Here is a 24,426-nt window from a genome sequence, read left to right on the forward strand (position 1 = left end):
GTGACCCTAGGACACCGCAGCCGTCGAGACGCCGCCGCCGGCCCCCGTAGACTCGGACCCATGAGCACCGACCTCGGCACCCCGCGCCTCCTGCCCACCGACGAGGCGGAGCGAGCGGTCCTGCTGGCCGCGCCTCGGGGTTACTGCGCGGGCGTCGACCGGGCCGTGGTGACGGTGGAGAAGGCGCTGGACCTCTACGGCTCGCCGGTCTACGTGCGCAAGCAGATCGTCCACAACAAGCACGTCGTGGCCGACCTCGAGTCGCGGGGGGCGATCTTCGTGGAGGAGATCGAGGAGGTGCCGGCCGGCGCCACGGTGGTCTTCTCGGCCCACGGCGTGAGCCCCGAGGTGCACCGCCAGGCCGAGGAGCGTGAGCTCAAGACGATCGACGCGACCTGCCCGCTGGTGACCAAGGTCCACCACGAGGCGAAGCGGTTCGCCGAGGACGACTACGACATCCTCCTCATCGGCCACGAGGGCCACGAGGAGGTCGAGGGCACCGCGGGCGAGGCGCCCGACCACATCCAGCTCGTGCAGAGCCCCGCCGACGTGGCGGGCATCGTGGTGCGTGACCCGGCCCGCGTCGCCTGGCTCAGCCAGACCACGCTCTCGGTCGACGAGACGCTCGAGACGGTCGCGGCGATCCGCGAGCGCTTCCCGCTGCTGCTCGACCCGCCCAGCGACGACATCTGCTACGCGACGCAGAACCGCCAGCTCGCGGTCAAGGAGATCGCCCGTGACGCCGACCTCCTGATCGTGGTCGGCTCGGGCAACTCCTCCAACTCCGTGCGCCTGGTCGAGGTCGCGCTCGAGGCCGGCGCCAAGGCGTCCTATCGCGTCGACGACGCCTCCGAGATCGACGAGGCCTGGCTCGAGGGCGTCCGCAACGTCAGCGTGACCTCCGGGGCCAGCGTCCCCGAGGCCCTGGTCGACGGCGTGCTCGCCTACCTCGCCGAGCGCGGCTACCCCGACGCCCAGGCGGTCCACAGCGCCGAGGAGTCGCTGATCTTCTCGCTGCCCAAGGAGCTGCGCCGCGACCTCAAGGCCGCCGGCCGGAGCTGACCGGTCCGACCGCCTCGTCGTACGACGTCGGCCAGACCACCCAGTGGTAGGCCGCGAAGTTGAGCACCACGCTCACCGTGAGCGCCAGCAGCTTGGCTGCGAGGACGGGGAGTGGGCCGTCCAGCAGCCCGATCAGCACGGGTTGCACGACCCACATGGTCACGCCCGTGGTGGCGAGGAACAACGCCGCGTGACGCAGGGTCAGGCGACCGCTGCCGAAGGTGACCAGGCCGTTGACGACGAAGCTGAAGGCCATGCCGGCGCTGGTGGAGACGAGGTTGGCGCCGATGATCCCGAGGCTGCCGTGCAGCAGCATGAACAGCGTCACGTCGATGGCGGTGTTGGTGAACCCGACGGTGGCGAAGCGCGCCACGACCACCCCACGGGGATGCACCCGGGAGGTCATCCGCCACCTTCGGCCAGCACGGGATCGACGACCGGCTCGCGCGGCGCCGACTCGCGTGGCGCCGGCACTCGGCGGGCGGACACGTGGGTGCCACGCGCAGTCATCGCCAGCGAGTAGAGGGGCCGGTCCTGCGTCTCGACGTAGACCCGCCCCAGATAGCTGCCGATCACGCCCATCATGACCAGCTGCAGCCCGCTGAGGAGGAACATGCCGACCCCCAGGAAGGCCCATCCGGGCACGGCCTGGCTGGGCACGAAGAGCCGCACGTAGAGCACGTAGCACGCGAGCGCCACGCTGACCCCGGAGATGAGGATGCCGAGCCTGGAGATCCAGCGCAGGGGCGCGGTGGAGAAGCCGAGGATGCCGTTGGCCGCGAAGTGCAGCATCGAGCGCAACGGGTAGTGGCTGCGTCCTGCGTGTCGTGCGTCGCGGTCGAAGAGCAGCGCCTCCTGTCGGAAGCCGACGTCGGCCACGATGCCGCGCAGGAAGCGCTCGTGCTCGCGGTAGCGCGAGACCTCCGCGACGACGGCTCGGTCCATCAGCCGGAAGTCGCCGACGTTGCGTGGGATCTTCACCGAGGCGAGCCGGTCGAGGGCCCAGTAGAAGGCGTAGGCCGTGACGCGCTTGAACGCCGAGTCGCGCCGGCTGCGGCGCTGGGCGTAGACCACGTCGGCATCGGCCTCCCAGCGCTCGATCATCTGCATGCTCACGCTCGGGGGGTCCTGAAGGTCGGTGTCCATGACGATGACCGCGTCGGCGTCTGCGGCAGCGTCCAGACCGGCCGTGACAGCGATCTGGTGCCCGTAGTTGCGCGAGAAGCTGAGCACGCTGACGCGGTGGTCAGCGCCGCGCAGCGCGAGCAACCGGCCCAGGGAGTCGTCACGGCTGCCATCGTCGACGTAGATGAACTCGAAGCGCAGGTCGGGCCGGGTGCGGGTGGCTCGTTCCAGCACCTCGTGGAAGGCCGCGAGGTTCTCCTCCTCGTCGTAGACCGGCAGGACGTAGGTGATCAGCGGGCGCTGGGACCGGGCGGGGGTGGTGGGGCGCTCAGACATGGGCATCGCTCTCGTAGTCCTCGGTCATGCCGTGGGGGGTCTTCTCCCATCGGTGCGGGTCCCGGATCACCTGGTACAGAGCGCGCCAGGCGGCGAAGCTGTGGAGGAGCCAATAGACAGGACTGAAGATCGCGAAGACCCCGATCCGCCAGCTGTAGCGCCAGGTCGCCGCGGCGCCGGCGGAGACGATCATCACCAGGTTGCCGAAGACGAAGGTGAGGACGCTGACCTCCACGAGCAGCGGCGGCAGGGTGAGACCGATGAACTGCACCCCGACGTAGGTCGCGACCGTCAGTGCCAGCGCGAGGGGGTAGGCAAGGAACGCCAGCGGGGTGGCCATGATCAGGCCCAGCATGCCGATGACCCCGAGGGGGCCGACGGCGCGCGCGAAGCGCAGCGGACTGCGGGTGTTGACGGCCGCGGTGATCATGTAGCCCTTGATCCACCGGGTGCGCTGCTTGATCCAGGCGCCGACGTGGGCGCAGGCCTCCTCCCCGGTGGAGGAGTCGATCACCGCGACGCGGTAGCCCAGGAGGTTGGCGCGCAGGCCGGCGTCGGCGTCCTCGGTGACGTTGTAGGGGTCCCAGGCTCCCATCTGTCGCAGCGAGGCGACGTCGAAGTGGTTGGACGTGCCGCCCAACGGGAGCGGCAGCCGGGCCATGTCCATGCCGGGGAGCATCGCCTCGAACCAGTGCGCGTACTCCACCGCGAACATCCGGGTGAGCACGTTGTAGTCAGCGTTGAAGTAGTGCAGCGAGGCCTGCACGACCGCCAGCGGGGGGCGGTGGCTCAGCCCGTGCGCGCGCTCCAGTCGGTCGCGCGCGAACGCCGACGCGGCCATCCGCAGCTGCTGGGGGTCGGGCCGGTCCTCGGCGTCGTAGATGACGGCGTAGGTGCCGCGGGCGAACGCGAGGCCGTAGTTGCAGGCACGCGGCTTGGTCTGCGGTGATCCCGGAGGCACGATCACCACGCGCACGTGCTCCGGCAACGCGATGGCGCGGGCGACCGCGATCGTCTCCTCGTCGTCGGCCTCGAGCAGGAGCATCACGTCGAGCTTGGCCGGCGGGTAGTCCAGCGCACCGATGTTGCGGACCAGCTTGGCCACGATGTTGGCCTCCTTGTAGGCCGGCACCAGCACCGTGTACGTCGGCAGGAGGGCGTCGCTGTCGACCGGGACCCACACCGGTGGCAGGCCGCAGCGCTGCCGCGCCCTCATCTCCGCCAGCGTGCGGCGCGAGCGGAGCAGTGCACGGGTGGGGACCAGGAAGGACGCGACGGTCTTGAAGACGATGTTGCTGAGGAAGAGGGTGTTGGCCAGCGAGAGCACCAGCACGAGCGTGTTGAGCGGGGCAAGCACGAAGCCGGCCGCGAGCGAGAGCACGATGGCGACCGGCACGCGACGCTGCCAGGGGGCGAGCCCGGCGCGGGCGGAGGCCATCGGGTGCTCGGTCGCGAGCCGCTCGGCCGACTCGTAGAGCAGCAGGTCGTGATGACCGACCTCGAGGGCGCTCCACAGGTCCCACGGGGTCGTCGCGCGGAACTCGACGCGCCCGGAGCCGAAGAGCTCGCGCGCCACGCCCGCTGCCGCCTCGCTGGGTTGCACGGTGGTCGCCAGCACCACCAGGTCGCCGGAACGGCGCCACGGGATCCAGCCCTCGCGCATGGCCACGCGTCGGCTCATCCGCGACAGCAGGGCGGGGTCGCAGGGCTCGCGGATCAGGTCGACGTGGGGGATCCGCCACTCCTGCGCGAGGTGGTCGTAGAGCTCGGCCCTGCTCAGGACGCCGTCCATCAGCAGGTACTGGTGCAGGTCACCCCCCTCGAGCAGCTGGCGCCGGCGGGCGGCGGCGTGCTGCTGCGCCGTGACGGCGCCTCGCCTCACCAGCATCGGTCGCTCGTCGCCGAGCGCGTTGGGCGCGGTCGGCTCCCGGGTCGTCGTCACGGCGTCCCCTCCAGCCGCCGGTAGATGCCGATGTCGGCGATGGCGTAGACGAGCCGGTAGCGCGCGTGGAACTGCGGGTCCTTGGCGAGGGCCCTGGTCACCAGGTCGCGGCCGGTCTCGGTGGCGCTGCTGGTCACCTGCCGGCGGTGCATGAAGACCCACCGCGCGTGGGCGTAGGGATCCTCGATCGCCTCCTGGAAGACAGGTCCGGAGGCGCGGGTGAAGAACTCGTCGATCCGGATGCCGAGGACCGGGGCCAGCGACGACTTGTCGGGGGTCTGGTCCATCAGGATCCCGCCCCCGTCGTAGTGCGTGTGCAGCCAGGTCGCCGCCGCCTTGATCCGGGTGTAGGCCACGTGCTGGTCGTGTGCCTCCTCGATCACGGTCATGTGCGCGGTCGGCGCCTGGAGCCACCACACGTTCTGCGCCGTCACGGCGACCAGGAGCGCGGCGGCGAGCAGCATGCGGACCTGCGGTGCACGGCGTACGACGTGGTGGACGCCGACGGCGGCCAGCAGGGCCAGCCACGGGATCGCGGAGAGCACGTAGCGGTTGTTGTAGGCCCCGGTGGGCAGAGACTTGTCGTTGACCATGATGTGCTGGCCGGTCGTCAGGCTGAAGAGCAGGAACGCGCTCGAGCTCGCGGCCATCCAGACGATCAGTGCTCGGTCCTCGAGCCCCCAGTGCCAGGTCATGAGGAGCAGCCCGACCCCGGCGGCGACGAGCGCGACCAGGCCGGCGGTCTCCAGCAGCGCCCAACCGAGGACCGCGAACGACAGCCCGGGGTTGCCCTTGGTGGCCAGGAGCCCGTTGTCGAGGTAGACCTGGGTGAAGGCGGCTGCCGAGTACTGCCCGGTGAGGAACTCCACCGGCGTGCCGTAGACGGCGGTGTTGTAGGCCAGCCACCAGCTGGCGGCGAGCATCGAGGGTGCCGCGAAGGCCAGTCCGTAGAGCCCGGACCGTCGCCACGAGCAGCCGCGCCGATGGCTGGCCACGATCACGACGACCAGGGCGCTGATGACCAGCGGCCAGGCCTCGTAGCGGGTCAGGACCCCAGCAGCAGCGGGGATCCCGGCGAAGACCGCCAGCTCTCCGCCGCTGAGCTGTCGGCGGCTGCGGCACCAGCCCGCCACTCCCGCGATGGTGCCGAGCATCGTCGCGATGAGCACCGGCTCGGTCAGGGCGGTCGTCGAGACGTAGAGCAGGCTCGGGTTGGCCACGAGCACCAGCAGGGCGACCAGACGCGCGAGCATGCCGAGCCCGAGCCGTGCCGTCGTGCGCCACAGCGCCGTGGCGGACGCCCCCAGGCACAGGGTGCTCACGATGCAGCCGGCCACGCCGGTGCGGAAGAGCCACATGTCCTGGACCAGGGGCATGAGCAGCAGGTGGGGCAGCGGCAGCCACACGGTGCCGAGCTGGGCCAGCCCCGGTGCCTTGTTGTCGATGACCCGCCGCGCGATCGTCAGGTGGGCCATCGCGTCGCCGTAGTCGAGGTTGGTGCCGGACCTCACGGTGTGGACCGATGCTGCGGTCCCGACCAGGACCGCGAACGCGAAGACGGGCAGGCTGCCGCGGACGCGACGCCCGGTGGGGTCGCCCTGCATGCGCGCGGCGTACGACGTCGTGCTCGCTGGTGCCGGGTCGGCGGGCGGCGCGGACGTCTGGAGGGTCATGGTCAGTCGTCCAGTCCCGGGCCGTCGCCGCTCTCCTGTGCCCGCACCAGGTCGCGGATGGCGCGGTTGCGGTGACTGGCGAGCCCGAGCTGAAGGAGCAGCACGAGGAGCACCAAGCCGGTCCCGATGCCGAACCACCAGATCAGGGAGCGTTGCTCGTCGAGACGGTCGGCCTGGGGGATCACGGAGTCGGTCGAGAGCCGGAAGGGCTCGCGGTCCTGGGTGGCGATCAGCAGGTCCGCGTGCAGGTCGCGCCAGCCTGTGCTCGCCACGCTCTGCACCGCCCGGTCGGTGAGGTCGGCGCGGCTGAGCGTGGCCTCGGGATACCACTCACCGAGCAGCAGCACGTCCCGGCCGCCCTCGTGCACGGCCTCGAGCGCCGCATAGGGGCTGTCGGCGGCGAAGGAGAAGGTCTCCTCCGCGAGATCGACCAGCCGCATGCCCGACAGGCGCAGCGGGGCACGCAGCGCGGCGGAGTCGTCGTAGGTCGCGCCCACGAGGAGGCCCGAGTCGGTCCCGGTGATGAGCTCGTCGGGGCTGACCAGGCGGATGGTGAGGAGGTGGCTCGCGACACGTTGCAGGGCGGCGAGGAGCACCGCGGCGTCCTGGGCGTCAGCGAGGGGCTGGGTCGAGGTGGGGCGGACGGCCACGGCGACCTCGCCCCCGAAGACCTGGGGGAAGCGGTCGAAACCGCTCAGGTGGCCCGTGCCGCGTGTCGTCGCGACGAACGACCGGGCCGGGTCGATGTCGAGCAGCACCGGCGCCTGGGTCGCGGTCGTCCCGCACCGGCCGTCGTCGGGGGCGGCGGTGAGGGTCACCTCCAGGGCGTTCTCGGCCCGCATCATGCTGGCCGGTGCCTCCACGTGGATGCTGAAGTCGGCCTCCTCGTCGAGGACGGTCGAGCCGACGAGGCGGTCGTTGAGGAAGACCTCGACCTGGGCGTGGGCGTCGCGGACGGCGGTGTGCACGCCGACCAGGTCCAGCTCGAGGGAGTCGACCGGGCCGCCGAAGGAGTCCTGGGGGATGCCGACGTAGGCACTGGACCGCCCCCACCCGGAGAGCCGGAGCGTCTCGTTGCCCAGCTCGGCCAGGGACAGTCGTGTGTCGACGTCGCGGTCGGGTTGCGAGAGGCCGAGCGTCGTGACGCTCGGGGCGTCGCCCAGGGCGAGGGCGTCGGAGTCCAGGGCGCGGGCCGCGTCAACCAGTCCGGGCCCGGAGCCGGCGATGGTCAGGGTCGGGACGTCGCGCCAGGTGGCGATCGTCGAGATGACCTCCGATCCGGGACCGGGATCGATGCGGATGATCCGCTGTCCGGCACCCGTGTCCGGGACACGGCTGCTCTCGGGGGTGAGCAGCACCGGTGTGGGTGCGGGGTAGCGGTCGCTCAGGGCCACCACGGCCGTCAGGCCGGCCTCGAGCACGGCCGGCGACGCGTCGTCGGGCACGACGACGTCCACGCGCGAGGCGGTCGCGGGCAGGAAGCCTGCGACGGAGGTGGGGGTGCGTTCGGTGCCGTCGAAGGCCAAGGTGATCCCACTGAGCCGCGTCAGCACCGGGTCCTCGCCGACCCGGCAGCCGGTGGCGCGGGGCTCGACGTACTGCGTCCCGACCGAGATCGTGCCGTTCGGACCGACGTCGGCGCGCGAGACCGGCAGGGACAGGGGCTGGCTCGGCCGGGCCGCGACGACGACACGGGTCCGGCCGGCGACCACGACGCGCACCGACCCGCCGCGCGCGCCCTCGACGCTGAGCCGGGCGCGGATCGCGGTCGGGACGACCCCGGCAGGCACCGGCAGCGAGATGGTGTTGGGCGCCGTGCCCTGCGTGCCCAGCGCCTGCGGCAGGCCCATCTCGTCGGCGCTCGCGGCAGGGACCGGCAGCATCACGCCCAGGCTGGTGGACAGGCACGTGGCCACCACGGCCACGATCAGCGTTGCTCTCATCGTTCCCCCCGAGCGAGGACGTCCGGCGCGGCTGCGCGTTCCGTCCTGCTCCCCGCGGCGAGGGTAGGGCCGAGGAGGGTGCGCATACCTCGAATTGATGAAATCCTCGTACGAGGAACACTGAGGTACCAGCCGGTCGGCGGGGCGTCCGCCCGGGCTGAGACCATCGAACCGACGGGTCGGTGCGACCGGTCTTCGACGGAAGCAGGAGGGGCCGATGGCCAGGTTCGTGGACATCCACCCGGACAACCCGCAGCCGCGGCTGCTCGAGATGGTCGCCGAGGAGCTGCGCAACGACGCGCTGATCGCCTACCCGACCGACTCCGGCTACGCCTTGGGCTCGCGCATCGGCAACCGGGACGGCCGTGACCGGATCCTGCGCATCCGCGGGCTGGACGAGCGTCACCACCTCACGCTCATCTGCAAGGACTTCTCCCAGCTGGGACAGATGGTGCACGTCGACAACTCGGCCTTCCGGGCCATCCGCTCCGCGACGCCGGGTCCCTACACGTTCATCCTCCCGGCGATGCCGGAGGTGCCGAAGCGGCTGATGCACCCCAAGAAGAAGACCGTCGGCGTGCGCATCCCCGACCACACCTTCGTCCAGGCGCTGCTGGAGGTGCTCGGCGAGCCGTTGCTGTCGAGCTCGCTGATCCTGCCGGGGGAGACCGAGCCGCGCACGCTTGGCTGGGAGGTCAAGGAGGAGCTCGACCACGAGGTCGACCTGGTCATCGAGGCCGGCGACACCCCGGCCGAGCCGACCACGGTCGTCGACTGGTCCTCGGGCGCCCCCGAGGTCACGCGTCGTGGTGCAGGAGACCCCGACCGTTTCGCATGACCCGCTGGCGGACGTAGAGGGTGGCCAGGCACAGCACGTAGCCGGAGACGAGCGCGAGGCTGTGCTCGGACAGGCCGGTGATGACCGCTTGGACAGCGCCGTCCTCGGGGTGGCCGATGACCGCCGGGCGGCTGATGCCGACCAGGACGAAGACCCCGATCATCAGCAGTGGCGGCAGGACGCCGACGGTGAAGAAGTCCGAGGGGCGCACGGTCAGGGCGAGCGCCACGCAGAGGGCGACGAAGCAGAGGTCGAAGAAGAAGCTGATGTGACCGCCGAGCAACAGGTCGACCACGACCACGGTGAGGGCAGCAGCGACCCCGAGCGCGACGACCTGTCGGCCTGGCTCGCGCCCCTCCTCCCAGAGGGTCCGGGCGTGCGTCATGATGCCTCGATCACAGGGCCACCGTATGGTCCTCGTCCGACTCGCCGGGGGCGACGCGCCGGGAGACCGCCCGCAGCTCGACCGCGCGCGGCGTCGCCAGGTCGTCGTCGGTGACCGACAGGTCGCTGAACCGGCGGGCCGCCACCAGCACCCGCGACTCCAGCGACCCGACCGCCTGGTTGTAGTGACCGACGGCCGCGTTGAGCGAGCGACCTAGCTGGTCGACGTGGGTGCCGAGGGTGCCGAGCCGCGCGTGGAGGTCGCGCCCGAGCCGGTGGATCTCGCGGGCCTGGTCGGCGAGGGCCTCGTGGCTCCAGCCGTGGGCGACGGTGCGCAGCAGCGCGATCAGCGTCGTCGGGGTGGCCAGCACGACCTGGCGGGTCGCGGCGTAGTCGATCAGGTCGCCGTCGGCCTCCAGGGCCGCGGCGAGGAACGACTCGGCGGGCATGAAGAGCACCACGAACTCCGGGCTCACCTCGAGCGAGCGCCAGTAGGCCTTGGCGCCCAGCTGGTCGACGTGGGTCCGCACCTGGCGGGCGTGGCGGGCCAGGTGGCCGGCGCGCACGTCGTCGTCGTCGCTGGAGGTGGCGTCGAGATAGGCGTCGAGCGGCACCTTGGCGTCGACGACCAGCGCTCGCTCGCCGACCAGGTGGATCACGAGGTCAGGACGGCGGGCGCCGTCGTCGAGGCGCACCTGCTCGGAGAAGTCGCACCGGTCGACGAGCCCCGCGAGCTCCACGGCACGACGCAGGTGCAGCTCGCCCCAGCGCCCACGCACCTGTGGCTTGCGCAGGGCGGTCGACAGCGACTGGGTCTCCCGGCGCAGCGCGTCGTTGGCGTGACGCATGTCGAGGACCTGCTCGTGCAGCTGGCTCTGCCACGCCACCCGGTTGTGCTCGAGGTCGCGCATCTGGTCCTGCAGCCGGTCGAGCCCCTCCTTCACCACCGCCTGGTCCGCGGCGCGCTGGTCGAGCGCGGCGCCCGCGCGCTCGTCGTACGACGAGTGGTCGCGGCCGCGGAGCAGCCCGGCGAGGTAGCCCACGAGGGCACCGACGGCGAGGCAGAGCAGCAGCGCGACGAGCGTGGTGACGGTCATGATCACCAGCATGGACGTGACCACCGACAGTGCCGGGGACGTCGCGGACGTGCCTCACAGATCCAGCAGAAGACCCAGCGTCTCGCGGATCTGCCGAAGCTGGACGGAAGAGACCGTCCCGATGGCCGGGCTCAACCTCGAGACCGCGATGGAGCGCACGTGCTGACACTGCGCCGCCGAGTCGTTGCCCAGACCGTTGCCGTCGTCGGCCTCGATCAGCACCTCGGCGTCGTAGTCACGGATCGTCGACGTGAGGGGGACGACCTGGACGACGGTGGGCTGGTGCCTCAAGACGGCCGACGAGGTCACCACGACGGCAGGCCGGGGGAAGCCCGCCTCACGTCCTTGCGGGACACTTAGATCGAGCCGAACGACGTCACCCGAGTTCGGCATCGAGCCAAGCGATCTCGTCGCCAGTCAGGGGAGCGTTCAGCTGTTGCCCCATCTGTTCCTGCGCCAAGGACCTGACGGCCAAGGTGACGGTATTGCCGACCGTCGTGCCCAGAGCGAGGGCGAGACGTTTGATCTCGTCATGAGTGGCCGTGTCGATGCGCACGCTGGTGGTCTGCATGCAGATCAGCATACGTCGGCTGCGTCCGCCAGTCCGATCAGTCAGCCAGGTCCACGATGACCGGCGCGTGGTCGGAGGCACCGGTGCCGGCGCGCTCCTCGCGGTCGATGAAGGCCCCCGTCACCCGGCCCGCGAACGGCGCCGAGCCGAGCACGAAGTCGATGCGCAGGCCGCGGTTGCGCTCGTAGCGCTGACGGTAGTAGTCCCAGTAGGTGTAGACGTCCGGGCCGGGAGTGTGGGGCCGCACGACGTCGACGTAGCCGTCGTCGAGGAACGCCTGGAACGCCGCCCGCTCCGGCGCCGTCACGTGCGTCGAGGTGGCGAACTGCGCCATGTCGAAGACGTCCTCGTCCAGCGGCGCGATGTTCCAGTCGCCGACGAGCGCGGTCGGTCCCCCGCGCCAGTCCAGGGCCGCGGCGCGCAGCCGCGCGAGCCAGTCGAGCTTGTAGACGTAGTGCGGGTCGTCGACCTTGCGACCGTTGGGCACGTAGAGCGACCACACCCGCACGCCGGCGCAGGTCGCGCCGATCGCCCGCGCCTCCGCGGTCAGCGGGTCGCCGAACCCGGGCATCCCCTCGAAGCCGACCTGGACGTCGTCGAGCCCGACCCGGCTGATGATGGCGACGCCGTTCCACTGGTGGTAGCCGGCTGCCGCGACCTCGTAGCCGGCCGACTGCAGCCCCATCAGGGGCAGCTGGTCCTCGCGCGCCTTGGTCTCCTGGAGCGCCAGCACGTCGACGTCGTGGCGCTCGAGGAAGGCCTCGACCCGGTCGATGCGCGAGCGGAGGGAGTTGACGTTCCAGGTGGCCAGGCGCATCCGCTCAGCCTAGGAGTGCCCGCACCCCGTCGAGCAGCCGGTCCACCTCGTCCCGGGTCGTGTAGGCCGCGAGCCCCACCCGCACGCCGCCCTCGTCGCCCAGGCCCGCGTGGCGCGAGGCCTCGAGCGCGTAGAAGTGGCTGGCCGGGGCGTTGACGCCCAGCTCGCCGAGGTGGCGGTGGACCGCGCCGGGGGAGTGGCCGGCGACGGTGAACAGCACCGTCGGCGTACGACGAGCGGGTCGGCCGTGGACCGTCACGGCCTCGATCCCGGCCAGCCCGTCGAGCAGGTGGTGCAGCAGCAGGTCCTCGTGGGCCTCGAGCGCGGCCATCGAGGCGAGGACGCGCTCGCGCCGTGGGCCTCCCTCGACAGCGGGCGACGGGAGGAGGTCGGCGATGAAGTCGACCGCGGCGGTGACGCCGGCGAGCAGCTCGTAGGGCAGCGTGCCGAGCTCGAAGCGCTCGGGCACGGCGTCGCTCGACGGCAGCAGCTTGTCGGGCCGCAGCCCCTCGAGCAGGGCGGGAGACGCGACCAGCGCGCCGAGGTGCGGGCCGAAGAACTTGTAGGGCGAGCAGACCAGGACGTCGGCGCCGAGCGACGCCAGGTCGACCGGTGCGTGGGGCGTCAGGTGGACCGCGTCGACGAACACCAGCGCGCCGACCGCGTGGGCGGCAGCCGCCACGGCGGCGACGTCGGGCCGGGTGCCGAGGAGGTTGGAGGCGCCGGTGAGAGCCACCACGCGGGTGCGCTCGGAGAGCAGCGGCGTCACGTCGTCGAGGTCGGTGGTGACCGGGTCGAAGCCCAGCCAGCGCACGGTCGCCCCGGACCGCTCGGCGGCGATCACCCAGGGCCGGATGTCGGCGTCGTGGTCGAGCCGCGTCACGACCACCTCGTCGCCAGGGCCCCAGTCCTGAGCCAGCGTGCGCGCGAGGTCCATCGTCAGCTGGGTCATCGAGCGGCCGAAGACGACGCCGCCCGGGTCGCCGCCGACGAGGTCCGCGACCGCCTGGCGGGCGGCGAGCGTCACGGCGTCCGTACGCCGCTCGCTCGCGGTGAGCGTGCCGCGCTGGCACATGCCCGACGTCATCGCGTCGGCGACCGCCTGCGCGACGACCAGCGGCACCTGCGAGCCACCGGGACCGTCGAAGTGAGCCACGCCCGCATCCAGCGCGGGGAAGTGGGAGCGGATGCGCGCCGTGTCGAGCCCGGTGTCGAGCCCCGTGCCGAGCCCACGGTCGGCCATCAGACGAACGCGCTCTCGCCGGTGATCGCGCGCCCGACGATCAGGGTGTTCATCTCGCGGGTGCCCTCGTAGGAGTAGATCGCCTCCGCGTCGGCGACGAAGCGGCCGACGTGGTGCTCGAGCAGGATGCCGTTGCCGCCGAGGACCTCGCGGGCCCAGCCGACGGTCTCGCGCATCCGCACGGTGCTGTGCACCTTGCAGAGCGAGGCGTGCTCGTCGCGCAGCAGCCCGGCGTCCTGGAGCTGGGAGGCACGCACGTTCATCGCCGTCGACGCCGTGACGTTGGAGAGCATCTTGACCAGCAGGTCCTGCACCAGCTGGAAGGAGGCGATCGGTCGGCCGAACTGCTCGCGCGACTTGGTGTAGCGCAGGGCGTGCTCGTAGGCCCCGCGGGCGCACCCGGCGGCCTGCCACGCGACGCCCATGCGCGTGACGCGCAGGACGTTGGCGGTGCTGGCGAAGCCGGTGGCCTCCTGCAGCCGGTTGGCCTCGGGCACGTGGACGTCGCGCAGGTGGATCTCGGCGTTCTGCACGACGCGGAGCGCGATCTTGTCCCGCTGCACGTCGAAGGTCATGCCCTCGGTGTCCTTCTCGACCACGAAGCCCTTGACCTCGCCGTCGTCCTCGTCGCGTGCCCAGATGACGACGAGGTCGGCGAAGGAGGCGTTGCCGATCCACTTCTTCTCGCCGTTGAGCACCCAGCCGTCGCCGTCGCGGCGGGCACTGGTCGCGAGGCCCTGCGAGATCGCGGAGCCGACGTCGGGCTCGGTCAGGCCGAAGGCGCCGATCAGCTCCATCCGCGCCATCGCCGGCAGCCAGCGCTCGCGCTGCTCGTCGGATCCGCAGAGCTGGATCGAGCCCATCGCGAGCCCGCCGTGCACGCCCATGAACGTGCCGATCGACGGGTCGATCCGGCTGAGCTCCATCGCGACCATGCCGTCGACCAGGGCACCGCGCGCCGGGCAGCCGGGGCCGTCGTAGGCCAGGCCGGCGATGCCGAGCTCGGCGAGCCCGGCGACGAGCTCGTGGGGGAACTCCCCGCGCGTCCAGTGCTCGTTGATGACCGGCTCGACCTCGCGCGTCATGAACGCGCGGACGCTGCTGAGGAGCTCACGGTCGGCGTCGTCGAGGAGCAGCTCGAAGCCGAGGAAGTCGGAGAACGGGGAGTCCTCGAGGTCGCGTTCGGTCAGGCCTGGGCTGTCGGTCATGAGGGGGTCTCCTCGTCCAGGAACCGCTCCACCACGGGAGCGAGCTCGTCGGCCTCCGTGACGATGCCGAGGTGGCCACCGTCGTAGAGGTGCAGTCGGGCGTGCGGGATCAGGCGGGCCTGCAGCCGGGGGTTGGCCGCAGGGATGATCGGGTCGTCGGTGCCGCCCATCACCAGCGTGGGCTGACGGATCAGCCCGAGGAACGGCAGGCTCGACCAGCCGGTCATCGCGGCCAGCTGGTAGTAGTAGCCGCGCTTGGGGCCCGACCGCGTCACGGCGTGCAGCAGCTGTGCCCCCTTCTCGGGGTCGGTGCGCATGGTGCCGCCGTAGATGTCGGCGGCGATGCGCCGCGCATAGGCCGGGTCGCGGTGCCTGCGGGGCGTCGCCATCTTGGCCAGCACCGAGGGGTGGGCGGGGACCATCAGGAAGCCGGTGCCGGTAGCGACCAGCACCACGCGGCGTACGCGCTTGCGGGACTGGACCGCGAGCTGCTGCGCCAGCCCGCCGCCCCACGAGAGGCCGAGCACGTCGAACTCGCGGTGCCCGAGCTTGCTCATCAGGGCCGAGACCCAGGACGCGAGCCCGGCGATCGGGTAGGGCAGCGGGGGAAGGGCGCTGCCGCCGACGCCGGGGACGTCGAAACGTACGACGCCGCGCTCGGGGTCGAGTGCGTCGACGAGGGGCTGCAGCACCTCCAACGAGACCCCGATGCCGTTGCACAGCAGGAGCGGCGGCTCGTGGACGAAGCGACCGACGCCGGGGCGCACGGAGACGCGCGCCGCGATGCCGCGCACGGCGACCGTGCGCACGGTGTCGGGTGCTGCCAGGGGCAGCTCAGCGGTCATGGACATAGGTCCCAGGAGCGTCGCACAGCGGCTCGAACCTCGCGGATCCGGCCCGGCGCGGCTTGCCCCGCTCGGGACCGGTGCGGGCGGCGAGCCAGGCGGCGTAGTCGTCCCACCAGGTGCCCTTGACCCTGCGGGCCCCGTCGAGCCACTCCGCGGCGCTCTCGGGGTTGGAGTCGGAGGTCTGGAAGCTGGCCTTCTCGTTGCCCGGAGGGTTGACCATCGCGGCGATGTGGCCGCTGGTCGAGAGCACGAAGCGGGAGTCGCCGCCGAAGAGCTGGGTGGTGCGGTAGCAGGACTCCCACTTGCACAGGTGGTCGGCGATGCCGGCCACGACGTAGGAGTCGACGTCGATGTCGCCCAGGTCGATCGGGGTGCCGAGCAACGTGGCGCCGCCGGCCTCGGTCAGTGCGTTGCGCAGCGCGAGGTCCATGAAGTCGCGGTGCATCCCGGCGGTCATGCGCACGGGGTCGGCGTTCCAGTAGAGGATGTCGAACGCCTTGGGGGCGTGGCCCATCAGGTAGTTGTTGACCCAGTAGTTCCAGATCAGGTCGTTGGGACGCAGCCACGCGAAGATCTCGGCGAGGGCCCGCCCGTCGAGGTAGCCCTTCTCCCGTGACGCGCGTGTCGACGCCGCCGCGCCCTTGTGCGAGAGCAGGGCGCTGGGCAGGCCGGCGTCGTGCTGGTCGAGGACCGTGACGGCGAGGCTGAACGCCGCGACGCGGTCGAGGTCGTCGGTCGCCGCCAGGTGCGCCATCACCATCGAGGCGAGCATGCCGCCCGAGCAGATGCCGAGCACGGCAACCTGGTCCTGGCGGGAGATGTCCTGGGCCGTGGTCATCGCCTCGAGGATCGCCTCGCCGTAGGTGTCGAGCCCCCAGTCGGCGTGCCGGGCGTCGGGGTTGCGCCAGGAGATGCAGTAGACCTGCTGGCCGTCCCGGACGAGGTGCTCGACCAGGCTGCGCTGCTCGGCGAGGTCGATGACGTAGTACTTGTTGATCGTCGGCGGCACGATCAACAGCGGGACCGTGCGGACCTTGGGGGTCTGCGGGGCATATTGGATGAGCTCGAAGACATCGGTCCTCAGCACGACCTGGCCCGGCGTCACCGCCAGGTCCTCACCGACCTCGAAGGCGTCGGGCTCGACCATCGACGGCACGCGCGGGGCCGTGGCGAAGTCGCGCACGAAGCGCCGCCCACCCGCCACGAGGTTGCCGCCGCCGGTGTCGATGATCCGCTTGAGGACCTTGGGGTTGAGCACGGGGCTGTTGCTGGGGGAGGAGGCCTCGACGAGGTTGTCGACGATGAAGCCCATCCGCTGCTCGTCGCCGTGGCCGAGCCCGGCGTCGTCGACCAGCCCCCGCATCGCCTCGCCGGCGGCGAGGTAGGACTGCAACGTGCGCCTGAGGAACGGGTTCTTGGCCCAGGCCTCGTCGCTGAAGCGACGGTCCTTGGGGTGCGGCGCGATCTCCGAGCGGCCGACCTGCACGCGGGCGAGCTCGGCGGTCAGGCCGGCGGTGCGACCGGCCACGGCCCGGGGGTGACGGGCCAGTCCGGCCGCGAACTTCACCCCCGACATCCCGGGCAGGAAGCGGCGGACGGGACCGCGGCTGGCATCGGCGAGGAGGAGGTCGAGCGGGGTGCCCAGATCGTCCTCGTGATGGGTGGTCGTGTCGGTCATGGGTGCCTCCGAGCGGCGTCGACCCACCCACGACGGACGCCGCGGGCAATCACCTGAGTGTGACGGGCGCCACCAAGATCGCCCCCACCCGGGAGGATGAGGTCAGGCTCCGGCGCGCGCGAGCGCGTCGATCAGGGGCGACGGGTCGGGGGCGTCCCCCGTCGCCTGGAGGACCACCGTGTCGGCTCCTGCCGAGCTGAAGGAGTCGACGACCTCGCGCACGTGGGCGTCGAGGGCGACATCGGTGCTGTGCTCACGCCAGTCGACCTCCGCGTAGACGACGACCTGGCCGCGGCCCTCGCGCCCCGCCGGCCGTGAGGAGTCCACCAGCGCCCGGGCTCGTCGTACGGCGTCGGGGTCGGCGACCGCGTCCAGCAGGACCCCGTCGGTCAGCTCGCCGGCCAGCGCCACGCTCTTGTCACCGCGCGCGCCGAGCAGCAGGGTCGGTGGCGTCGGCGGGGGCCAGTCGAGGCGCACGGCGTCGAGGTGGACGTAGCGACCGTCGACGTCGACCTGCTCCCCGGCCAGCAGGCCGCGCACCGCGGTGGTGTGCTCGCGCAGCAGCGTCATGGGGGAGTCGGCGCGGGCTCCGACCTGCGCCATCCAGGGCTGTACGCCGTGCCCGAGGGTCGCCACGAAGCGTCCCGGGAAGAGCCGGGCCAGGGTTGCGACCTCCATCGCCACCAGGGCGGGGTTGCGCAGCGGCACGGGCAGGAGCCCGACCCCGACGACGAGCCGCTCGGACCAGGCGAGGGCGGCCGTCGCGGTGGTGAGGCCACCCTCGAGGAAGCAGTCCTCCCAGAGCCACAGCTGGGCGATCCCGGCCCGGTCCGCGTGCTCGACGACGGCGCGAATCTCCTCGGGCGGGGTCTGGGGGCGCAGGACGACTCCGGTCTGGGGCATGGTCCAACGAAAGCACCTCCGCCGGCCGGCGGCACACTGGTGCCGTGAGCAACGCACCCACCCTCGACCACTTCCCGGCGCACGCGCAGGACAAGCTGCGCTACGGCGACACCGACCGCCAGGGTCACGTCAACAACGCGGTCTTCTCCTCGTTGCTGGAGACCGGCCGCGTCGAGGTGCTGCACGGGGCGGCGGGCCCGTTGGCCGACGCGGGCGCGTCGTTCGTGATCGCGCGGCTGGTCGTGCAGTTCGTCGGTGAGCTCCAGTGGCCGGGCACGGTCGACATCGGCACCCGCGTCGCGCGGGTCGGCCGCTCGTCGGTGACGATGGAGCAGGCGATCTTCCAGGACGGGCGCTGCTGCGCGACCGGGGAGAGCGTGATCGTGCAGGTCGACGACGCGACGCGCACCTCCAAGGCGCTGTCGGTCTCGGCCGTGATGCGGTTGAAGGCGCTCATCTCGCCGGCCTGACCTCGGTCTGACCTCGGTCTGACCCGGCTGATTCGTCGGGGACCCTCGCGGCTCCGTAGACTGCCCGCCCGTGGCACTCACCATCGGTATCGTCGGGCTCCCCAACGCGGGCAAGTCCACCCTCTTCAACGCCCTCACCAAGAACGACGTCCTCGCGGCGAACTACCCGTTCGCGACGATCGAGCCGAACGTCGGGGTGGTCGGCGTGCCCGACGACCGGCTGCCACAGCTCGCGGAGGTCTTCGGCTCGGCCAAGCTGCTGCCGGCCACGGTGGAGTTCGTCGACATCGCCGGCATCGTGCGCGGCGCCTCGGAGGGCGAGGGCCTGGGCAACAAGTTCCTGTCCCACATCCGCGAGTCGGCGGCGATCTGCCAGGTGACGCGCGTCTTCCGCGACGAGGACGTGACGCACGTCGACGGCGAGGTCAACCCCGCCAGCGACATCTCCACCATCCAGACCGAGCTGATCCTCGCCGACCTCCAGACGGTCGAGAAGGCCATCCCGCGCCTGGAGAAGGAGGCGCGCGGCAACAAGTCCGTCACCGCCAACCTCGACGCCGCGCGCGAGGCGCTGGGTCACCTCGAGGCCGGCACGCCGATCATCGCGACCAAGGTCGACCGGTCCCTGATCCGCGAGCTGTCGCTGCTGACGGCGAAGCCGTTCATCTACGTCTTCAACTGCGACGCCGACGAGCTCGCCGACGAGTCGCTCAAGGCCACCATGCGCGAGATCATCGCGCCGGCCGAGGCGATCTTCCTCGACGCGAAGTTCGAGTCCGAGCTGGTCGAGCTCGACGACGACGAGGAGGCGCGCGCGATGCTCGCCGAGATGGGTGTCGAGGAGCCCGGGCTCGACATGCTGGCCCGTGTCGGTTTCGCCACCCTCGGCCTCCAGACCTACCTCACCGCCGGCCCCAAGGAGACTCGCGCCTGGACCATCCCCCAGGGCGCCACGGCTCCCGAGGCGGCCGGTGTCATCCACACCGACTTCCAGCGCGGCTTCATCAAGGCCGAGATCGTCTCCTTCGACGACCTGATGGCCGCCGGCTCCATGCAGAAGGCCAAGGAGGCCGGCAAGGTTCGCATGGAGGGCAAGGACTACGTGATGGCCGACGGCGACGTCGTGGAGTTCCGCTTCAACGTGTAGTTCCCGTTCAACGGGTTGGTTCGTCGCCCCCGGAGGCTCGTGCGTAGCCTCCCTGCCATGGATGAGCCACGAGACTGGCGCGAGGAGCGCATCGAGGCCGCTATCGATGGGCGCAACCCGACGGTGCTCGCCGAGTTGTCGGCGGCGTACGCCGTCATCGGCGACGTGCAGTTCCTGCCCGGCTACTCGCTCGCACTGACGAAGACACCGGGGATCGACCGCTTGTCCGACCTGCCGCGCGTCGAACGTCTGCGCTACCTCGCCGACGTCGACCTGCTGGCCGATGCCGTCGAGACCGTCTGTCGGCGTCTTGATCCCGCCTACCGGCGGCTCAACGTCGAGATCCTCGGGAACACCGACGCCTTCCTTCACTGCCACATCTGGCCGCGGTACGAGTGGGAGCCGCCTGAGATCATCGGTCGGCCGGTGTGGTTGTACGACGCCACCCGCTGGCGAGACCCTGCGACCGCGCTCGGCTCGGCCCACGACGAGATGAGAGCGGCCTTGACTTCTGAGGTTGTGTCGCGACGTGACTCGGTGGAGTTCCGCTTCGACGTGTGACGCCACCGGTCGGCCGTCCGAGGCTGATGGTTCGTCCCGCATCGTCGGGACCATGGACCCTGATGGTGACGCGCGGAGCAATGGAGGCTGGACGTGAGAGACCGTCGGTCCCTCACACTCTCAAGGAGTCTCGCCATGAACACGACCACACTCGTCGCCCTGCCCTTCGCGCTCGGCCTGCTGATCGCCCTGCCGGGTGCCGCCCAGGCGGAGTCGGTGCCGGGAGGTTTCGGCCAGCACGTGTCCGCCTGCGCGCAGACCATGGGACTGAGCGGCGACCACAATCCGGGCTCCCACCAAGGGGCCCACGGCTGGGACGGCATGCCCTGCTGACCTGTGGGACGCGCGGCGCTGCGAGGGCGGACATCAGGCCGGTGTGACAACCTGGCGGCGCTGCGCGGCTCGAGGGCTAGGTGCGCGAGATCCTGGCCAGCACCTGGTCGGGAGAGCAGCCGGTGGCGTCGGCCACCTCGTGGAGCAGCTGGGCGGCGATCCGGAAGAGCTCGGCCGCGGTCTCGGCCGGGTCGTCCTCGACGAGCTGGTCGATCAGCTCCTGGACGGCCGGGTCGTCGGGGTCGACGCCATACGTCGCGAAGGCGTCCCTCGTCGTGCGGTCGCGCTGGAGCGCGAGCTTCCTGGCGTTGGCCCGGAGGATCCGCTTCTGCGTCATGGCAGTCAGTATCGCCGACGCCCGCGGCGCTCAGCCCGCCGCACGCAGCTGCTCGACCAGGATGTCGCCGTGGCCGGCGTGCCGGGCCAGCTCCTGGATGAGCTGCAGGTGCACGAACCGCAGGCTGACCGGGCGTCCGTGCCACTCCCACTGCTCGTCGAGGTCGTGCTCGGCGGCGATCTCCCGCGAGCGGGCGCACGCGTCGAGGTGGGCCGTGCGCACGGACTCGACCGTGTCCGCGTCGTCGAGCACGAAGCTCTCGTCGACGGTGACCGGGATGCCGAGATCCTCGCGCGGCACGCCGGCGACCCGCGAGTGGAACCACACGCGCTCCACGAAGGTCGCGTGCTTGACCAGGCCGAGCAGCGTCGTCAGCGACGGCACCAGGCTGGCCCGCGCCTGCTCCTCGTCGATGCCGTCGAGCAGCGCGGCGATCTCGCCCCGCTGCACGTCCAGCATCTGCTCGAGCATCGCGCGTTCGTCCGTCGTGGAGTCCATGGAGCCAGGCTAGGCGGCTACGAGGAGCCCTGGGTCACCCGAGCCGCGGGTCGACCACGGTGATGCCGGCAGGCGACGCGGAGTCGAGGTCGGGCAGCAACCGGGCCGCCTCGTCGAGCGTCACGGTCCGCTCCAGGAGGAGCGACGGGTCGAGCGCGCCGGAGGCCACGAGCGCGAGCATCGGTGGGTAGTCCGCCGCCGCCATCCCGTGGCTGCCGAGCAGGTCGAGCTCCCAGGCGATCACCCGGTCCATCGGCACGACCGGCGCCGCGGCCAGCAGCCCGACCTGCACGTGCCGGCCACGTCGGCGCAGGCTGAGCACCGAGTCGGCCAGCGTCTCCGCGGTCCCCACGGCGTCGAGGGCCACGTGGCTGCCGCCGTCGGTGAGCTCCCGCACCCGGTCCGGTACGCCGTCCCCGTCGGCCAGCACCACGTGCTCGGCACCGAGCCGCGTCGCCAGGTCCAGCGCGGCGGCCGAGCGGTCGACGGCGACGACCCGGGCGCCGGCGGCGACCGCGATCATCACCGCGCTGAGGCCGACCCCGCCCGCGCCGACGACGGTCACCCACTCGCCCGGCTGCACCCGGGCCCGGGACGTGAGCGCGCGGAAGGACGTGGCGAAGCGGCAGCCGAGGCTGGCCGCAGCTGCGTCGTCGACACCGTCCGGGATCGCCACGAGGTTGTGGTCGGCCGCGTGCAGCACGACCAGCTCGGCGAAGGAACCCCCGTGGGTGAAGCCGGGCTGGGTCTGGTCGGGACAGACCTGCGCGTCGCCGGCTCGGCACCACGAGCAGACGCCGCAGCCGCAGACGAAGGGCGCGGTCACCCGGTCGCCGACCTGCCAGCCGGTGACGCCCGCCCCGACGGAGGCCACCACGCCGGCCAGCTCGTGGCCCGGCACGTGGGGGAGCGCCACCCCGGAGTCGTGGCCCGCCCACGCGTGCCAGTCGCTGCGGCACAGACCGCTGGCGTGCACGCGCACCACGACCCCACCGTCCGGAGCGACGGGCTCGGGCACGTCGCGGACCGACACGGGTCCGCGGAACTGGTCGAGGACGATGGCACGCATGGCTCACATGCTGGCAGTCCTGCGGCGTACAACGACGTGGGTATGGCCCGAACTGACCATTCCCGCCCTCGGGAGGGGCTTCTAACGTGAGCAGGACCCCATCCGAGAAGAGGCTTCCGATGCCACGTCGTCCCAGCGCCACCTTCGCCAACGTCACCTCCATGCTCGCCCTGCTCGTCGCCGTCAGCGGCGGCGCCTACGCCGCCAACACCGTGCGCAGCTCCGACATCAAGAACGGGCAGGTCAAGACGGCCGACCTCGCCAACAACGCCGTCACCGGCAAGAAGGTCAAGAACGGCAGCCTGAAGCGCGCCGACATCGGCGGTCCCCTGACCCGCGCCTACGTCACGCGCGACACGTCCGCGACGTTCACCAACCTGCCTACGTCGACCAGCACCACGCTGCGCACCCTGGACCTGCCGGGCGGCTCCTACGTGGTGACCGCGAAGTTCCTGGCCAATAGCAACAACGCCAGCAAGTTCAGCCTCGCCTGCACCCTGACGGGGAGCGACCAGACCGAGGACTTCGCCGACGGGCTCACCCTGGGCGACGCGGCGGGAGACGACCGCGAGATCGTCTCGATGCTGATCACCCCCACCTTCGCGGCGGCGGGGCAGGTGACCCTCTCGTGCGACCCGGGCACGGCATCGATGAACGTCGGCAAGGCGGCGATCACCGCAGTCGAGGTCGACCAGGTGATCAGCCAGCCCTGAGGGTCGAGCACTCGGACCAGGCGCGGCGCGCGGCCTGCCCACTAGCCTGGGGTGACCGCCGTCACGCCGCGTGCCGACCACCGTCTCGGAGGACCCATGACCGACCCCCGCTCCAGCACCGTCGACGACGTCCTGCACCGCAGTGCGGTGCGCGCGCCCGACCGGGTCGCGCTGGAGTTCGCGGACCGCAGCTGGACCTACGCCGAGCTCGATGCGGCGACGTCGCGCGCCGCGGCGTACCTCCTGGGCCTGGGGCTGACGCAGGGCGACCGGGTGGCGACGGTGGGGGCCAACTCGGATGCCTACCTGCTCGCCTATCTCGGCTGCGCCCGGGCCGGGCTGGTGCACGTACCGGTCAACTACGCGCTGACGGGCAGCGAGCTCGACTACATCCTCACGCAGTCGGGCAGCCGCGTGGCGCTGGTCGACCCGGACCTCCGTGAGGCCGTCGAGGGCACCCGCAGTCGGGGCACCAACAGGATCGAGCAGGTGCTGGTGCTCCACGGCGCCGACGACGCCGTCCTCCCGTCGTGGTCGCAGGGCGAGGTCCCGGCGATCGACGCCGACGTGGTCGACACCGACCTGGTGCAGCTGCTCTACACCTCCGGCACGACCGGCAACCCCAAGGGCGCGATGATGACGCACCGGGCGCTGGTGCATGAGTACGTGTCGTGCGTGGTGTCCCTTGCGATGGCCGAGGACGACGACCCGCTGCACTGCATGCCGCTCTACCACTCGGCGGGGATGCACGTGTTCCTCATGCCCTACCTCTCGGTCGGCGCGACCAACCGGCTGATGGTGCGGCCCGACGTCCCCGAGGTGCTGCGCCGGGTCGAGGAGGACAGGGCCGGCGCGCTCTTCCTCGCCCCGACGGTGTGGGTGCCGCTGGCCAACCACCCCGACCTCGCGACGCGTGACCTGTCCTCGCTGCGCAAGGCCTTCTACGGCGCCTCGATCATGCCGGTGCCCGTGCTCGACCGACTCCAGGAACGGCTGCCCGAGCTGCGGTTCTTCAACTGCTTCGGCCAGTCCGAGATCGGTCCGCTCGCCACCGTCCTCCAGCCCGAGGAGCACCTCGAGCGGCCCGAGTCGTGCGGGCGCTCGGTGCTCTTCGTCGAGCTGTTCGTGGCCGACGAGGAGGGCGCCCCTGTCGAGGCCGGTACGCCGGGTGAGCTGCTCTACCGCTCGCCGCAGCTCTGCACGGGCTACTGGGACGCGCCCGAGGCGACCGCCGAGGCCTTCCGCGACGGCTGGTTCCGCTCGGGTGACCTGGTGACGATGGACGCGCAGGGTTACATCACCGTCGTCGACCGGATCAAGGACGCCATCAACACCGGGGGAGTGCTGGTCGCCAGCCGCGAGGTCGAGGACGCGCTCTACACCCACCCCGACGTCGCCGAGGTAGCGGTGATCGCGACTCCCGACGAGCGCTGGATCGAGGCGGTCACGGCGGTGGTCGTGCTCCAGCCGGGTGCCACGGCGGATGCTGCGGCCCTCACCGCCCACGCACGCCGGACGCTCGCGCCGTTCAAGATCCCCAAGCACGTCCACTTCGTCGACGAGCTGCCGCGCAACCAGAGCGGCAAGCTGCTCAAGCGGGTGCTGCGCGACCGGCTGGACCAGCCTGCGG

26 protein-coding genes are annotated in these 24,426 nt (G+C 71.5%); 8 read left to right on the forward strand and 18 right to left on the reverse strand.

Annotated elements, in window-relative coordinates; all coding sequences use genetic code 11:
* Positions 1-60 precede the first annotated feature (60 nt).
* The gene (locus RMN98_RS00180) at positions 61-1,062 is read left to right on the forward strand and encodes a 4-hydroxy-3-methylbut-2-enyl diphosphate reductase (protein ID WP_309646775.1); all 1,002 of its coding nucleotides are present in this window, start codon (positions 61-63) and stop codon (positions 1,060-1,062) included.
* Here the strand turns inward: RMN98_RS00180 and RMN98_RS00185 are convergent.
* From RMN98_RS00185 to RMN98_RS00205, 5 genes are read right to left on the reverse strand one after another with little or no spacing between them, the layout of a single operon-like run.
* Positions 1,040-1,468: a GtrA family protein gene (locus tag RMN98_RS00185; protein ID WP_309646776.1), complete on the reverse strand. Its 429-nt coding sequence runs from the start codon at positions 1,466-1,468 to the stop codon at positions 1,040-1,042. The genes RMN98_RS00180 and RMN98_RS00185 overlap by 23 nt on opposite strands.
* The gene (locus tag RMN98_RS00190) at positions 1,465-2,523 is read right to left on the reverse strand and encodes a glycosyltransferase family 2 protein (protein WP_309646777.1); all 1,059 of its coding nucleotides are present in this window, start codon (positions 2,521-2,523) and stop codon (positions 1,465-1,467) included. The genes RMN98_RS00185 and RMN98_RS00190 overlap by 4 nt, the downstream gene beginning before the upstream one ends.
* Positions 2,516-4,465, reverse strand: coding sequence for a glycosyltransferase (locus RMN98_RS00195; protein ID WP_309646778.1), 1,950 nt, complete (start codon positions 4,463-4,465; stop codon positions 2,516-2,518). Before RMN98_RS00195 ends, RMN98_RS00190 begins: the two co-directional genes overlap by 8 nt.
* Positions 4,462-6,138 carry a hypothetical protein gene (locus RMN98_RS00200; protein WP_309646779.1) on the reverse strand — a complete coding sequence of 559 codons (1,677 nt, stop codon included), beginning with the start codon at positions 6,136-6,138 and terminating at the stop codon, positions 4,462-4,464. Before RMN98_RS00200 ends, RMN98_RS00195 begins: the two co-directional genes overlap by 4 nt.
* Positions 6,139-6,140: 2 nt before the next feature.
* Positions 6,141-8,081 carry a cellulose biosynthesis cyclic di-GMP-binding regulatory protein BcsB gene (locus RMN98_RS00205; protein ID WP_309646780.1) on the reverse strand — a complete coding sequence of 647 codons (1,941 nt, stop codon included), beginning with the start codon at positions 8,079-8,081 and terminating at the stop codon, positions 6,141-6,143.
* A 217-nt stretch (positions 8,082-8,298) separates the two neighbouring features.
* On the opposite strand from RMN98_RS00205, the gene RMN98_RS00210 reads away from it, so the two are divergent.
* Entirely contained in the window at positions 8,299-8,919 is a 621-nt protein-coding gene (locus tag RMN98_RS00210) for an L-threonylcarbamoyladenylate synthase (RefSeq protein ID WP_309646781.1), read from the forward strand.
* On the opposite strand, the gene RMN98_RS00215 is transcribed toward RMN98_RS00210, so the two are convergent.
* From RMN98_RS00215 to RMN98_RS00260, 10 genes are all read right to left on the reverse strand, one after another.
* Positions 8,879-9,304: a DUF6542 domain-containing protein gene (locus RMN98_RS00215; protein ID WP_309646782.1), complete on the reverse strand. Its 426-nt coding sequence runs from the start codon at positions 9,302-9,304 to the stop codon at positions 8,879-8,881. The genes RMN98_RS00210 and RMN98_RS00215 overlap by 41 nt on opposite strands.
* A gap of 10 nt (positions 9,305-9,314) precedes the next feature.
* Complete coding sequence (locus RMN98_RS00220; RefSeq protein ID WP_309646783.1) at positions 9,315-10,400, reverse strand: DNA recombination protein RmuC; 1,086 nt, start codon at positions 10,398-10,400, stop codon at positions 9,315-9,317.
* 54 nt (positions 10,401-10,454) lie between these two features.
* Positions 10,455-10,793, reverse strand: coding sequence for a type II toxin-antitoxin system PemK/MazF family toxin (locus RMN98_RS00225; RefSeq protein WP_309646784.1), 339 nt, complete (start codon positions 10,791-10,793; stop codon positions 10,455-10,457).
* A complete protein-coding gene (locus RMN98_RS00230) occupies positions 10,777-10,971 on the reverse strand; it encodes a hypothetical protein (RefSeq protein ID WP_309646785.1) in 195 nt (64 codons plus the stop codon). The genes RMN98_RS00225 and RMN98_RS00230 overlap by 17 nt, the downstream gene beginning before the upstream one ends.
* A gap of 37 nt (positions 10,972-11,008) precedes the next feature.
* Positions 11,009-11,788, reverse strand: coding sequence for an exodeoxyribonuclease III (locus RMN98_RS00235; protein WP_309646786.1), 780 nt, complete (start codon positions 11,786-11,788; stop codon positions 11,009-11,011).
* Positions 11,789-11,792: 4 nt separating this feature from the next.
* Complete coding sequence (locus tag RMN98_RS00240; protein ID WP_309646787.1) at positions 11,793-13,031, reverse strand: cysteine desulfurase-like protein; 1,239 nt, start codon at positions 13,029-13,031, stop codon at positions 11,793-11,795.
* A complete protein-coding gene (locus RMN98_RS00245) occupies positions 13,031-14,239 on the reverse strand; it encodes an acyl-CoA dehydrogenase family protein (protein ID WP_309646788.1) in 1,209 nt (402 codons plus the stop codon). The genes RMN98_RS00240 and RMN98_RS00245 overlap by 1 nt, the downstream gene beginning before the upstream one ends.
* Positions 14,236-15,084: a poly(3-hydroxyalkanoate) depolymerase gene (gene phaZ / locus RMN98_RS00250; RefSeq protein ID WP_309646789.1), complete on the reverse strand. Its 849-nt coding sequence runs from the start codon at positions 15,082-15,084 to the stop codon at positions 14,236-14,238. Before phaZ ends, RMN98_RS00245 begins: the two co-directional genes overlap by 4 nt.
* Positions 15,074-16,765, reverse strand: a complete 1,692-nt coding sequence (locus RMN98_RS00255; RefSeq protein WP_309646790.1) for an alpha/beta fold hydrolase — start codon at positions 16,763-16,765, stop codon at positions 15,074-15,076. The genes phaZ and RMN98_RS00255 overlap by 11 nt, the downstream gene beginning before the upstream one ends.
* Before the next feature lie 102 nt (positions 16,766-16,867).
* Positions 16,868-17,668: an LLM class flavin-dependent oxidoreductase gene (locus RMN98_RS00260; protein WP_309646791.1), complete on the reverse strand. Its 801-nt coding sequence runs from the start codon at positions 17,666-17,668 to the stop codon at positions 16,868-16,870.
* A 44-nt stretch (positions 17,669-17,712) separates the two neighbouring features.
* Here RMN98_RS00260 and RMN98_RS00265 point away from each other — a divergent pair, with 44 nt between their 5' ends.
* From RMN98_RS00265 to RMN98_RS00280, 4 genes are all read left to right on the forward strand, one after another.
* Positions 17,713-18,138, forward strand: coding sequence for an acyl-CoA thioesterase (locus tag RMN98_RS00265; protein WP_309646792.1), 426 nt, complete (start codon positions 17,713-17,715; stop codon positions 18,136-18,138).
* 70 nt (positions 18,139-18,208) lie between these two features.
* Entirely contained in the window at positions 18,209-19,285 is a 1,077-nt protein-coding gene (gene ychF, locus RMN98_RS00270) for a redox-regulated ATPase YchF (protein ID WP_309646793.1), read from the forward strand.
* 57 nt (positions 19,286-19,342) lie between these two features.
* Positions 19,343-19,846 (forward strand): diadenosine tetraphosphate hydrolase, encoded by a 504-nt coding sequence (locus RMN98_RS00275; protein WP_309646794.1) that lies wholly within the window; start codon positions 19,343-19,345, stop codon positions 19,844-19,846.
* 135 nt (positions 19,847-19,981) lie between these two features.
* Entirely contained in the window at positions 19,982-20,179 is a 198-nt protein-coding gene (locus RMN98_RS00280; protein ID WP_309646795.1) for a hypothetical protein, read from the forward strand.
* Between the two features lie 76 nt (positions 20,180-20,255).
* Here the strand turns inward: RMN98_RS00280 and RMN98_RS00285 are convergent, their stop codons facing one another.
* The 3 genes from RMN98_RS00285 to RMN98_RS00295 are packed head-to-tail and all read right to left on the reverse strand — an operon-like array spanning position 20,256 to position 22,083.
* On the reverse strand, positions 20,256-20,516 hold the full coding sequence (locus RMN98_RS00285) for a hypothetical protein (RefSeq protein WP_309646796.1): 261 nt from the start codon (positions 20,514-20,516) through the stop codon (positions 20,256-20,258).
* Positions 20,517-20,546: 30 nt separating this feature from the next.
* On the reverse strand, positions 20,547-21,014 hold the full coding sequence (locus tag RMN98_RS00290; protein WP_309646797.1) for a DinB family protein: 468 nt from the start codon (positions 21,012-21,014) through the stop codon (positions 20,547-20,549).
* 34 nt (positions 21,015-21,048) lie between these two features.
* Positions 21,049-22,083, reverse strand: a complete 1,035-nt coding sequence (locus tag RMN98_RS00295) for a zinc-binding dehydrogenase (RefSeq protein ID WP_309646798.1) — start codon at positions 22,081-22,083, stop codon at positions 21,049-21,051.
* A gap of 119 nt (positions 22,084-22,202) precedes the next feature.
* Here RMN98_RS00295 and RMN98_RS00300 point away from each other — a divergent pair, with 119 nt between their 5' ends.
* A complete protein-coding gene (locus RMN98_RS00300) occupies positions 22,203-22,796 on the forward strand; it encodes a hypothetical protein (RefSeq protein ID WP_309646799.1) in 594 nt (197 codons plus the stop codon).
* Positions 22,797-22,892: 96 nt separating this feature from the next.
* The coding region (locus RMN98_RS00305; RefSeq protein ID WP_309646800.1) for a fatty acyl-CoA synthetase at positions 22,893-24,426 on the forward strand (1,534 nt) is incomplete at its 3' end.

The organism is Nocardioides sp., from assembly GCF_031397825.1.
Classification (GTDB): domain Bacteria; phylum Actinomycetota; class Actinomycetes; order Propionibacteriales; family Nocardioidaceae; genus Nocardioides.